The 12,253-nt window shown below is 72.8% G+C and carries 10 protein-coding genes; 2 read left to right on the top strand and 8 right to left on the bottom strand.

The features are described from left to right. Positions 1–34: 34 nt before the first annotated feature. From ABFY03_RS18465 to ABFY03_RS18455, 3 genes are read right to left on the bottom strand one after another with little or no spacing between them, the layout of a single operon-like run. Positions 35–646: a hypothetical protein gene (locus ABFY03_RS18465; protein WP_319011462.1), complete on the bottom strand. Its 612-nt coding sequence runs from the start codon at positions 644–646 to the stop codon at positions 35–37. A 38-nt stretch (positions 647–684) separates the two neighbouring features. Further along, positions 685–2,142 carry a hypothetical protein gene (locus tag ABFY03_RS18460; RefSeq protein WP_346170399.1) on the bottom strand — a complete coding sequence of 486 codons (1,458 nt, stop codon included), beginning with the start codon at positions 2,140–2,142 and terminating at the stop codon, positions 685–687. 13 nt (positions 2,143–2,155) lie between these two features. After that, entirely contained in the window at positions 2,156–2,539 is a 384-nt protein-coding gene (locus ABFY03_RS18455; protein ID WP_319011460.1) for a hypothetical protein, read from the bottom strand. A gap of 264 nt (positions 2,540–2,803) precedes the next feature. Between ABFY03_RS18455 and ABFY03_RS18450 the strand changes: the two genes are divergently transcribed. Further along, positions 2,804–4,012, top strand: coding sequence for a trans-sulfuration enzyme family protein (locus ABFY03_RS18450; protein WP_346170398.1), 1,209 nt, complete (start codon positions 2,804–2,806; stop codon positions 4,010–4,012). Here ABFY03_RS18450 and ABFY03_RS18445 read toward each other — a convergent pair. From ABFY03_RS18445 to ABFY03_RS18435, 3 genes are read right to left on the bottom strand one after another with little or no spacing between them, the layout of a single operon-like run. Next, entirely contained in the window at positions 4,009–4,494 is a 486-nt protein-coding gene (locus ABFY03_RS18445) for an LURP-one-related/scramblase family protein (protein ID WP_319011458.1), read from the bottom strand. The two genes, ABFY03_RS18450 and ABFY03_RS18445, sit on opposite strands and share 4 nt — an antisense overlap. Before the next feature lie 45 nt (positions 4,495–4,539). Beyond that, the gene (locus ABFY03_RS18440) at positions 4,540–5,289 is read right to left on the bottom strand and encodes a bestrophin-like domain (RefSeq protein ID WP_319011457.1); all 750 of its coding nucleotides are present in this window, start codon (positions 5,287–5,289) and stop codon (positions 4,540–4,542) included. Positions 5,290–5,292: 3 nt separating this feature from the next. Beyond that, positions 5,293–6,609 carry a hypothetical protein gene (locus ABFY03_RS18435; RefSeq protein ID WP_346170397.1) on the bottom strand — a complete coding sequence of 439 codons (1,317 nt, stop codon included), beginning with the start codon at positions 6,607–6,609 and terminating at the stop codon, positions 5,293–5,295. Positions 6,610–6,883: 274 nt separating this feature from the next. On the opposite strand from ABFY03_RS18435, the gene ABFY03_RS18430 reads away from it, so the two are divergent. Beyond that, positions 6,884–8,695 carry an NHL domain-containing thioredoxin family protein gene (locus ABFY03_RS18430; protein WP_346170396.1) on the top strand — a complete coding sequence of 604 codons (1,812 nt, stop codon included), beginning with the start codon at positions 6,884–6,886 and terminating at the stop codon, positions 8,693–8,695. Positions 8,696–8,702: 7 nt separating this feature from the next. Here the strand turns inward: ABFY03_RS18430 and ABFY03_RS18425 are convergent, their stop codons facing one another. Continuing rightward, the gene (locus ABFY03_RS18425; RefSeq protein WP_319011454.1) at positions 8,703–10,010 is read right to left on the bottom strand and encodes a M18 family aminopeptidase; all 1,308 of its coding nucleotides are present in this window, start codon (positions 10,008–10,010) and stop codon (positions 8,703–8,705) included. Between the two features lie 299 nt (positions 10,011–10,309). Further along, positions 10,310–12,139 carry an acyl-CoA dehydrogenase gene (locus tag ABFY03_RS18420; RefSeq protein WP_319011453.1) on the bottom strand — a complete coding sequence of 610 codons (1,830 nt, stop codon included), beginning with the start codon at positions 12,137–12,139 and terminating at the stop codon, positions 10,310–10,312. Positions 12,140–12,253 lie beyond the last annotated feature (114 nt).

Below are 12,253 nucleotides of genomic sequence, written 5' to 3'. Positions count from 1 at the left end.
AAGAGAAAAGGGTCAGGGTCAGCAAGGGGGGCGGTCAGTATTGGGACTCGGCGAACAGGTGCGTCACCCGCGACACCCCCGCCTTCACGGCCCCCAGCCGCGTCAGCGCCGACCGGTCCACCCCCGCGAAGATCAGCGCCAGGGACAGGTCGCCGCCCTCCGCCCGGCCGGCCACCTGCACCGTGAGCCGGTGCTTCTTCCCGCGGCCGGTCTCCCGGACGGTGACGGTGACACCCGGGTCCTCGTCGTCCGGCAGCCGGCTGAGGACGTAGCCGTTCTTGTCGAGGGCGGAGAGCCGGTAGTCGTCGCCCGCGAACCGCAGGTGCAGGGCCCGCTGGTCGAGGGTGAGGCCCGCGCGGTTGCGCGACATGGGGACGACCCGGTCGCCGACGCGGAGCGTCGACCGGTTGAGGGTGGGCAGCTTCACGACGTCGGTGTGGATACCGCGCGCCTCGAAGGAAGCCGTGGGGAGCATGCCGCCGCGCAGCTCGGAGACGACGGCCGCCTCCGCGTTGCTCCGCGGCAGCGGCGCGGTGAGGACGATCTCGCCGAACTCCCGCGAGACCCCCTTGAAGCCGGCCCGGTAGTCGTGCCGGCCGCCCTCCTTCCACCGGTGCAGCTCGAAGGGGGTGACGTCGGTGTGCATGGTCCCTGTGTCCCTCTCAGTCGAATCCCGGCCGCGGCTCAGTCGAACGGGTTCAGCGCGCTGCCGAGCTTCTTCGCGCCGTCCTTGATCCCGTTGCCGATGTCGGACGCCTTGTCGCCGACCCAGTCGCCGGCCTGCTCCAGGCCCTTGCCGATGGCCTCGTGGTTGTCCCAGATGAGGGCGGCGCCGTACGCCACGCCCGTACCGACGGCCAGGCCGAGGGTGACCGGGTTCGGGGCGACGGTCAGCGCCGTCATCGACGCGCTGAAGGCCGTGCCGGTCAGGTCCGTGGCGAACTTCGCCGGATCCGCCTTGATCATGTCGGTGTTGTACGTGGCCAGGTTGGCCACCCCGTACGCGGTGGACGCGACACCGCCGACGACACCCGCGCCGCGCAGCCAGCCGGCCGCCTTCGCCGCGTTGGCGAGACCGCCGTTCTGCGCGACCTTGATCAGGTTGGCCTCGGCGGCGGTCGGCATGAAGAACGCGCCGTTCCGCATGAACCCGCCCCACATGGCGGCCTCGTCGGAGCCGGTGAGGGCGGTCGCCAGGCCCGGCGGGACCTTGCTGAGCAGACTGCCGGGAGCGGCACCCGCCAGCCGCATGTTGAAGTGCTTGGAGAGGAAGGTGCCGGGCGCGGTCGGGTGCACGAACGGCGGCCGCAGCGCCTTGGACAGCTTGTACGAGTACATGCCGGCCGCCGTCAGCGCACCGGCGAACGCGCCCGCCGTGATCGTGCCGTTGGTGAACTTGGTGACCAGCTCCGCCAGCTGGGGATTGCCGGTGAGCCTGGTGAGGCCGTCGCGCTGCAGACGCTTGATGTAGTCGTCCAGCGTCTCGTTGTCCTTCATCTCCAGCCAGGCCAGGTCCATCCGCTGGTCCTTGGCCTTCTCGTCGGCCGCGGCGACCTTGTCCGCGCCGCCGTTGAAGCCGGTCCCGCGCGTCTCGTCGTTCTTGTCGCCGCCGCCGTCCTTCACCACGGCCTCCAGGTCCTTCTTCAGGTCCTGGTCGGCGAGGTCGAACGCCTTCACACAGTCCTCGAGCTGCTGGGCCCAGGCGGTCTCCGCCTCCCGGATGCTCTTGGCGAAGTCCGGGTCGTGCCTGACGGCCTGCTGCTCGCCGGGGCTGAGCCGCCCGTAGTCGTAGGCGACCCTGCCCTCCTCGGAGACCTTCATGCCGGCCTTCACGGCGTCGGCGCGGGCCGACTCCAGCTGCTTCTTCAGCTCGACGAACTGCTGGTGCCCGTTGCGCAGCAGCGTCGCGGTGGCCTTCGCCTGGGTCTGCGCCGCCTGGTACTCGTACCGGGTCGCGGCGAAGTTGGTCCGCGCGGCGTTGGCGCTCAGGCCGATCCAGGCCGGCGAGTCGGGCAGCGTCTGCACGCTGTCGCGGTAGCGCCCTTCGACCCGGTGCAGCTCCTTCGCCATCTCGTCCCACTTGTCGGCGGCGGCGGAGAGCTTGCCCAGGTCGGTGGTCATGATCTCGGAGTACGTCAGCATGTCGGCACCCTCCTCAGTAACCGGAGATCGAGGAGACCGGCGCCTGCACGCCCTTGATCTGCGTGCGGACGCCCACGTCGGTCCCGGAGAGAGTGCCGACGGTGCCGCGCAGCGCGCCCTTCTCGTGGGCCAGCCGCGCGAGCAACGCCTTGACCTGGTTGTTCCACGTGGTGTCGACCGTCTTCAGGCCGGCGGCGACGGCCCAGCCGCCGAACGCCGAGACCGCGCCCGAGGTGGCCTCGTCGGCCCACGCGGCGGCCTTGCCGGTGGCCGGCTCCAGCTCCGTCTCGATGGTGTTCGCCGCCGCCCGCTTCTTCTCCGGCGCCGTGCGCAGATCCGGGGCACCGCCGACGCCGCCGCGGCCGCCGGTGCCGTCGTCCAGCTGGTTCAGCCGCATGGCCGTCGGTTCCTGTGCCGGTGTGGTGGACCGAAGGCCGGCCCATTCCTCGTCAAAACCCATCTCGCGGAGCCCCCATGGCAGTACGACGAACACGAACAGCAGTTTGCAAGTGCACCGTATGGTTCCCTGTCACCTGCCCCGGACACAAGGTGCGTCGGCCGGATCGCACACGACCCTCACCCGAGCCCGGACCGGAACCAGAGCGCCAATTCCCTGGGATTGGACCTGGGAACGGCCCTCCGCGGTTCCCACACTGTGTCCATGATCACCGAGAGCCCCGCCACCACGGACCACGGTGTCCGCCCCGAGACCCTCGCCGTGCACCCGCCCCGGGTCGAGATCACCGGCAGCGTGCCGCTCGGCGTCCCCCTCCACCAGGGCCACGTCTTCGCCTTCGAGTCCGCCGACGCCCTCGCCGACTCCATGCACTCCGGCGACTCCTTCCTCTACAGCCGCATGGGCAACCCCACCGTCCGCACCCTGGAGGACGCCGTCGCCCGCCTGGAGGGCGCGGCCGGCGCGCTCTCCTTCGCCTCCGGCATGGGCGCCATCAACACCGTCCTCCTCGGACTGCTCTCCGGCGGCGGCCACGTCATCGCCCAGCGCTGTCTCTACGGCGGCACGTACGCCATGCTCACCGACCTCGCCGCCCGCTGGGGCGTCGACGTCAGCTACGTCTCCGGCACGGACCCGGCGGAGGTCGCCGCCGCGCTGCGCCCCACCACCCGCCTCCTCTACCTGGAGACCATCGCCAACCCCACCACCCGCGTCGCCGACATCCCGGCCCTCGCCGCCGTCGCCCGCGAGGCCGGCGTCCCCGTCGCCGTCGACAACACCTTCGCCTCTCCGCTGCTCTGCCGCCCGCTCGCCCTCGGCGCCGACCTCGCGATCCACTCGGCCACCAAGTACCTCGCCGGCCACGCCGACGTCCTCGGCGGCGTCGTCGCCGTCGGCGACCCCGAGCTGCTCGCCCGGCTGCGCCACTTCGCCGTCGAACTGGGCGCCACCACCGACCCCTTCGCCGCCTGGCTGACCCTGCGCGGCATGCAGACCCTGCCGCTGCGGATGGAACGCCACTGCGCCTCGGCCGCCGACCTCGCCGCCCGGCTCGCGGCCCACCCGGCGGTCTCCGCCGTCCGCTACCCCGGCCTGGACGGCCACCCCGACCGGGAGATCGCCGAGCGGCTGCTGCCGGACGGCGCGGGCGGGGTGGTCTCGCTGGACCTCGCGGGCGGCCGGGACGCCGGCCGGGCCTTCGTCGAGGCGGTCCGGCTGGCCTCCCTCTCGGTCTCCCTCGGCGACGTGAAGACCCTGGTCATGCACCCGGCGTCCACCTCGCACCGCCAGCTCGACGCCGCCGCCCTGGAGGCGGCCGGCATCGGCCCCGGCACCGTCCGCCTCGCGGTCGGCATCGAGCACGTCGAGGACCTGTGGACGGACCTCGACCAGGCCCTGGCGAAGGCGCTCTAGCCCTCCCGCTCGGCCATCCGGATCACGCACACCGCCACCGCGATCAGCAGGGCCGCGTCGGCGTCCTCGCGGACCACGTCCACGGCGTACGTGTCCCGGACGCGCAGCCACCGGCGGGAGATGTGGGCCAGGAGTTCGCCGTCGTACTCGACGGCGAACTCCCGGTCCAGGATCCGCCCGCTGACGTCCAGTTCGGTCCCGTCGACCAGGGACACCCGGTAGTGGTTGCGCAGCAGCGAGAGCCGCTTGCGGCGCACCGTCGCGAGGGGCCGCTCGTCCCGCTCGATCGTCATCGCGTCCCGCAGCGCGAAGAACTTCTCCCGCAGGGTGACCAGCACCCGCCCGTCGGGGTCCTTCAGCTCCAGCGTGTCCCGCAGCCGCAGCGCCTTGCCGTCGACGAGGAAGGCGTGCCGACCGCCCTCGTCCTCGATCCAGTAGTCGTCGCCGAGCGCGAAGATCTTGTCCCGTACGAGGTATTTCATACGCCATGCCTCCCGTGCCCTGTTTCACGTGAAACAACGGCCCCCTCACTCGAAGTAACGGGTGAACGCCTCCGGCCCCGTCCCCAGCGTCTCGCCGAAGGGCTCGTCGAGCTGATGGACCAGCAGCGCGGTGAAGGCGATGAAGCCGGCGAGGCCCATCACCATCACCACATGGGTGCGGGTGTGGTGAATCCCGAAGATGAACATGAAGGCCAGGGTGAGGAAACCGCCCAGGACCAGGCCGGCCCACAGCACCGGCGACAGCCGCTCCTCCGCCGCCGCCTCCCGGCTGCGCCGCGCGTCGTCCACGTACCCGAGCTGGGCGAGGACCTCCTGGGCGGCGATCTGCTGCGAGACGGTGGCGGTGTCGCCGACCTCGCCGGCCCGCCGGAGCTCCTCGAGCAGCCGCCAGCCCTCGGGCGCGAGCGGCTGCCGGGCCGCCATCATCGGCCACTCCACGTCCACGACGTGGTCCGCGTACGTCCGGGCCGCCGCCCGCAGCGGCTCGCGCCGGTCCTCCGGCAGGGCGTCCGCGAGCAGGTACGTCTGGTGCAGGGCGCTCGCCTCGGCCTGGGAGTGGTCGGAGGCGGCGGACCGGGTGTCCCAGACGGAGACCAGGCAGAGCCCGAGGACGATCGCGTACAGGACCGAGACCATCATGGCGATGTACTCGGCGACGTCCTCGCGCGGCTCCTCGCTCTCGGGGACGGGGAACAGCCGCGTCTTGACGACGACGGCGACCGCGCCGAGCAGGGCGATCCCGAACACGACGACGAGCGTTTCGAGCAGGGCCACGGGTCAGGACCTCCGGTTGCCGAAGAGAGCGGCGGCGAGGGCCGCGGGCACGAGCAGGAGCAGCAGCATCACGACGACCCCCATCTCGTCCGCCTCCCGCCCGCGCCGCCGAAGCCGCCCGAGGAACCCCTCGTCGTCGAGACCGGCGGCCCGCGGCGGGGTGTCCGCCGCGGGGGAGTCCGGGCGCGAGGAATCCGGCCGCGCCGGCTGGGGCCGAGCCGGATCCGGGCGCGGGGCGGCGGGCACCGCATCTCCCTCCGGTACGCCCTCCGGCACGGCGGCCGGCGCCTCGACCAGCCCGTCACCTCCTCCACCGCCGACACCGCCGACACCGCCGGCACCCCCGGGCACGGCACCCGGCGCGCCCGCCCCGACCTCACCGGCGTCGGCCGCCGGCGCCGCGTCCGGCGCGGGCGGCCCGACGGGCATCGCACCCCCCGCCGGAGGCGCGGCCGCGGCCCCCGGCGCCCCGGGCGCCCCACCACCGACCACCCCGCCACCCCCCGAGGCCGCTTCCCGCTCCCTCCTTCCCTTCGGCTCCCTCTCCCCCTCCTCCTCCGCCTCCGGCACGGTGAAGGACGCCCCGGCGCGGGCGGTGAGCAGCGGCGCCGGGACCGGGCGCCCCGCGCCGTCGTACGTCCCGACCCGGTCGGTCGCGGTGGCGACACCGGTGCTGCGGTGCGTACCGGCCGGCCGCCGGACGCGCGCGGTGCAGTGCGCGGAGGCGCCGGGCGCGAGGAAGGGGACGCGGCCGGGCCGCCCGCCGCAGTCCAGCCCCGCGCCGGAGAGCCGGAGCGCGGGATCGCTGAGGCGGACGTCGTACAGGGCCCGGTTGCCCCGGTTGGCGACGGTGTACATGAGGGCGGCCTCGCCCGCCGCCACGGCCACGCGCACCCGCTCGCCGAGGACGAGGGAGCCGAGGACGCCGGTGTACCCGGCGCGGGCGGTCGCGCGGGCGGTCAGCCCGAGGGAGGGGATCCGGCCCTCGGCGCGGACGGTGGCGCCCCGGGTCCCGGGCAGGGCTCGGAAGCGGGCGACGCACTCCATGGAGGTGAGTCCGACGAGGACCCGGCGCGGACAGCGCACCGCGGTGCCGGCCGGGTTCCCGGGATCGCTCACCCGTACCCCGTACAGATCGGCCCCGCCCCGGTTCACCAGCCGGTACCGCTTCACCACCCGCCCCCCGGCCCGCACGGCGACCGGCCGCTCCGCGCCGGCCCGGTCGTTGACCGTGACGCTCAGCCGCAGTGCCCGCTCCCCGGCCCCACCGGCCCGCGCCGCCCCGGATCCGGCGAGCACGAGACAGGGCAGCACGAGCACCCCGGCGAGAAGCCAGGCCCCGACCCGAACACCCGGACGCCCCCGGAGGCGGGAATAGTCCGATGATCTGCCCGCACGCGTCATGCCCCCACCCCACCCCGCACCCCGCCCCACCCCCCACCCGAGACACGCCCACACCCCCCACCCGGCCCCCTCGATCCACCCGTACGCACCGCCCGTACGCCCCGCCGCACGCATCCCGTCCGCACCGCGTCCCGCACCCGGGTGACGGGCCCGTCACCGCCGCTTCACGGACGGATGGCAAGCTTGAAGAATGAACGATGCCGCTCCGGCGCCCACCCCCGCGCCCGCCCCCCGTTCCCGCGCCCGTGTCCGTGCCCCCGAGCTGATCGGCAAGGGCGGCTGGCTGAACACGGGCGGCGACGACCTCACCCTCGCCGACCTGCGGGGAAAGATCGTGCTGCTCGATTTCTGGACGTTCTGCTGCATCAACTGCCTGCATGTCCTCGATGAGCTGCGGGAGCTGGAGGAGAAGCACCGGGACACGCTCGTCATCGTCGGGGTGCACTCGCCGAAGTTCGTGCACGAGGCCGAGCACCAGGCCGTCGTGGACGCGGTGGAGCGGTACGAGGTGCACCACCCGGTGCTCGACGACCCGGAGCTGGCGACCTGGAAGCAGTACGCCGTGCGGGCCTGGCCGACGCTCGTCGTGATCGACCCGGAGGGGTACGTCGTCGCCCAGCACGCGGGCGAGGGGCACGCCAACGCGATCCGGACGCTCGTCGAGGAGCTGGAGGCGGAGCACGAGGCGAAGGGGACGCTGCGGCGCGGGGACGGGCCGTACGTGCCGCCGGAGCCCGTCGCCACCGACCTGCGCTTCCCCGGGAAGGCGGTCGTCCTGCCGGAGGGCACCTTCCTGGTCTCCGACACCACCCGGCACCAGCTGGTCGAGCTGGCCGCCGACGGGGAGACCGTGGTGCGCCGGATCGGCGGCGAGGGGGTGTTCCGCGAGCCGCAGGGGCTGGCGCTGCTGCCGGACGGGAGCGTCGTCGTCGCGGACACCGTGCACCACGCGCTGCAGCGCTTCGACCCGGCGACGGGCGAGGTGGAGCGGATCGCGGGCACCGGCCGCCAGTGGTGGCAGGGGTCGCCGACCTCCGGCCCGGCGCTCGACGTGGACCTCTCCTCGCCGTGGGACGTCGCCTGGTGGCAGGGCAGGGTGTGGATCGCCATGGCCGGCGTGCACCAGATCTGGACGTACGACCCCGAGTCCGGGACCGTCGAGGTCGCGGCCGGCACGACGAACGAGGGCCTCGTCGACGGGCCCGGCGCCGAGGCGTGGTTCGCCCAGCCGTCCGGGCTCGCCGCCGCCGGGGACCGGCTGTGGATCGCCGACTCGGAGACCAGCGCCCTGCGGTACATCGACACCGACGGCACCGTCCACACCGCCGTGGGCACCGGCCTCTTCGACTTCGGGCACCGGGACGGCGCCGCCGGACAGGCCCTCCTCCAGCACCCGCTCGGCGTGACGGCCCTGCCCGACGGCTCGGTGGCGGTCTCCGACACGTACAACCACGCCCTGCGCCGCTACGACCCGGCCACCGGCGAGGTCACCACCCTCGCCACCGATCTGCGCGAGCCCAGCGACGCGGTCCTGGCCGGCGACGACATCGTCGTCGTCGAGTCGGCGCGCCACCGCCTCACCCGGCTCCGCCTCCCCGAGGAGGCCGTGCAGGTGGAGGCGGTCGCGCACCGCACCCGGCGCGAGGCCACCGAGGTCGCCCCCGGCGCCTTCCGCCTGGACGTCGTCTTCCGGGCCCCGACGGGCCAGAAGCTGGACGAGCGGTACGGTCCCTCGACCCGCCTCCTGGTCTCCTCCACCCCGCCGGAGCTGCTGCTCTCCGGCGAGGGGACGGGCACGGACCTCTTCCGCGACCTGGAGCTGAACCCGGCCCTGACCGAGGGCGTCCTGCACGTCTCCGCGATGGCCGCCTCCTGCGACGACGACCCGGCCAACGAGTACCCGGCCTGCCACGTCCACCAGCAGGACTGGGGCGTCCCGGTGAAGCTCACGGAAGGCGGCGCGAGCCGCCTCCCGCTGATCCTCGCCGGCCTGGACGCCTGACCGGAGCTCAGCCCTCCAGGAAGGCGACCAGGGCGTTGGCGAGGAGGTAGGGGTCCTCGGCGCCGCAGAGTTCGCGGGCGCTGTGCATGGAGAGGATCGCCACGCCGATGTCGACGGTGGTGATGCCGTGGCGGGCGGCCGTGATGGGGCCGATCGTGGTCCCGCAGGGCATGTCGTTGTTGGAGACGAACGACTGCCACGGCACGCCCGCCTTCTCGCACGCGGCGGCGAAGACGGCGCGGCCGGTGCCGTCGGTGGCGTACCGCTGGTTGACGTTGACCTTGAGGATCGGGCCGCCGTTGACGCGCGGGTGGTGCGTCGGGTCGTGCCGCTCCGCGTAGTTGGGGTGGACGGCGTGCCCGGTGTCGGAGGAGAGGCAGACCGTGCCGGCGAAGGCGCGGGCGCGGTCCTCGTAGCCGCCGCCGCGGGCGTAGACGGAGCGCTCCAGGACGGTGCCGAGGAGGGGGCCCTGGGCGCCGGTGTCGGCCTCGGAGCCGTTCTCCTCGTGGTCGAAGGCGGCGAGGACCGGGATGTACGGGAGGTCGTCGCGGCCCGCGAGGGCGGTGAGCGCGGCGACGCCGGCGTGCACGGAGATCAGGTTGTCCATGCGCGGCCCGGCGACGAGCTCGCGGTCGCGGCCGAGGTAGGCGGGGGCGTCGACGGCGTGCACCATCAGGTCCCAGCCGGCCACGTCCTCGGCGTCCACGCCGGCCTCGCCGGCGACGAACTCGATGAGGTCGCCCTCGTGGACGTCTCCGGTGCCCCAGACCGGCTGCATGTGGCGCTGGCGGTCCAGCTTCAGGCCGTCGTTGGCGCTGCGGTCGAGGTGGATGGCGAGCTGCGGGACGCGCAGCAGCGGCCGGTCGACGTTGACGAGCCGGTGGCTGCCGTCGCGGAGGGTGAGCCGGCCCGCGAGGCCGAGGTCGCGGTCGAGCCAGGTGTTGAGGAGGGTGCCGCCGTAGATCTCCACGGCGATCTGCCGCCAGCCCTGGGTGCCCATGTCGGGGCGGGGCTTGACGCGCAGGTTGGGGGAGTCGGTGTGGGCGCCGACGATCCGGTACGGGGTGTGCGGGTCGGCGCCGGCGGGCACGTACCAGGCGATGATCGCGCCGCCGCGGGTGACGAACTTCCCGCCGCTGGTCCCGTCCCACGCCGCGGTCTCCTCGACCCGGCGGAAGCCCGCCTTCTCCAGCCGCTCGGCGGCGTTGGCCACCGCGTGGTACGGCGACGGGGACGCCGAGAGGAAGGTCATCAGGTCATCGGTGTGGCCGGGGCCGAAGGGTGCGGACGCCGGTCGGGAAGCTGCGCTGCTCATGCGCCCCACCTTACGCAGCCCTTTGGCAGGGCCTTCTTGACGGGCCCACGCGTGCCCCGGACCCTCCGCCCGCGGAGCCCGTACCCCACCCGGCAGGACCCGGCGAGTGAGCCGAAGGGGCGCGCCGGGGGAACGGCGCCGCCCGCGCGCAGGCCCGTGAGGGACGAGCGGGCCGAGCACGGCCGGTGTCGTGAGCCCGGCTTGCGGCGCCCCGGAGGCGAACCGAGCCCGCAAAGACAGCAGAACGGCCCGCCCCCCTCCCCGGGGACGGGCCGTTCCAGTAAGGACCAGGCGGGTTCTTAGAACGCCGCCTCGTCCAGGTCCATCAGGCTGCCGTCCACGCCGTCGGCGAGGAGGCGCTCGGTGGAGACGCCGGGCAGGACGTTGGCGGCGAAGAACTTCGCGGCCGCGATCTTGCCCTGGTAGAAGGGGACGTCCTTGCCGGTGGCGCCGGCCGCGAGCTTCTCGGCGGCGACGGCCGCGCCCTTGAGGAGCAGGTAGCCGACGACGACGTCGCCGGAGGCCATGAGCAGGCGGGTGGTGTTGAGGCCGACCTTGTAGATGTTCTTGACGTCCTCGCCGGTGGCGGTGAGGTCGGTGATCATCTTGCCGACGATCGCCTCCAGGTCGACCGCCGCCTTGGCGAGCGCGTCGCGGGCGCCGGCCAGCTCCTCGCCGCCGGTGCCGACCGCGAGGAACTTCTTGATCTCCTCGGAGAGGGTGTTCAGGGAGGCGCCCTGGTCGCGGACGATCTTCCGGAAGAAGAAGTCCTGGCCCTGGATGGCGGTGGTGCCCTCGTAGAGGGTGTCGATCTTGGAGTCCCGGATGTACTGCTCGATCGGGTACTCCTGGAGGAAGCCGGAGCCGCCGAAGATCTGGAGCGACTGCGCGAGCTGCTCGTAGCCCTTCTCGGAGCCGTAGCCCTTCACGATCGGGAGCAGGAGGTCGTTGAGGCCGTGCAGGGCCTTGGCGTCCTCGCCGGCCGCTTCCTTGAGCTGGATGGCGTCCTGGACGGAGGCCGTGTAGAGCACGAGGGAGCGCATGCCCTCGGCGTACGCCTTCTGCGTCATCAGCGAGCGGCGGACGTCGGGGTGGTGGGTGATGGTGACCTTCGGCGCGGCCTTGTCCATGAAGTTGGCCAGGTCGGTGCCCTGGACGCGCTCCTTGGCGTACTCCAGGGCGTTGAGGTAGCCCGTGGAGAGGGTGGAGATCGCCTTCGTGCCGACCATCATGCGGGCGAACTCGATGATGAGGAACATCTGGCGGATGCCGTCGTGCTTGTCGCCGATGAGCCAGCCCTTGGCGGGGTGCTTGTCGCCGAAGGTCATCTCGCACGTGTTGGAGGCCTTGAGGCCCATCTTGTGCTCGACGTTGGTGGCGTAGACGCCGTTGCGGGCGCCCAGCTCGCCGGTCTCCCAGTCGAACTCGTACTTGGGGACGAGGAAGAGGGAGAGGCCCTTGGTGCCGGGGCCGGCGCCCTCGGGGCGGGCGAGGACGTAGTGGAGGATGTTCTCCTCCATGTCGTGCTCACCGGAGGTGATGAAGCGCTTGACGCCCTCGATGTGCCAGGAGCCGTCCTCCTGCTGGATGGCCTTGGTCCGGCCGGCGCCGACGTCGGAGCCGGCGTCGGGCTCGGTGAGGACCATGGTGGAGCCCCAGCGCTTCTCGACGGCGATCTGCGCGATCTTCTTCTGCGCCTCGTTGCCCTCGTTGTAGAGGACGCCGGCGAACGCCGGGCCGGAGGAGTACATCCAGACGGCCGGGTTGGAGCCGAGCAGCAGCTCCGCGTAGGCCCAGACGAGCGAGCGCGGGGAGACGGTGCCGCCGATGCCCTCGGGGATGCCGAGGCGCCAGTACTCGGACTCCATGAAGGCGTCGTAGGACGCCTTGAAGGTGGCCGGGACCGGGGCGGTGTTGGTCTCGGGGTCGAAGACCGGCGGGTTGCGGTCGGCGTCGGCGAAGGACTCGGCGAGCTCGTTCTCGGCGAGGCGGCGGATCTCGTCGAGGATGCTCTTGGCGGTGTCGACGTCCATCTCCTCGAACGGACCGGTGCCGTACACCTTGTCGCGGCCGAGCACCTCGAAGAGGTTGAACTCGATGTCGCGGAGATTCGACTTGTAGTGCCCCATGGCGACGGCTCCGTAAAGATCGGGGAGGGATGCTTCCTCGTGCCGCGCTACCCAGGTCCTACTCACGGGTAGCGCACTCTTCTCTACGATGATGCTACCCACCGGTAATAAGGG

It is taken from the genome of Streptomyces roseofulvus (genome assembly GCF_039534915.1).
GTDB classification, from domain to species: domain Bacteria; phylum Actinomycetota; class Actinomycetes; order Streptomycetales; family Streptomycetaceae; genus Streptomyces; species Streptomyces roseofulvus.
Note: the sequence above shows the minus strand (reverse complement) of the source record. Positions and strands in the feature narration are given on the sequence as shown.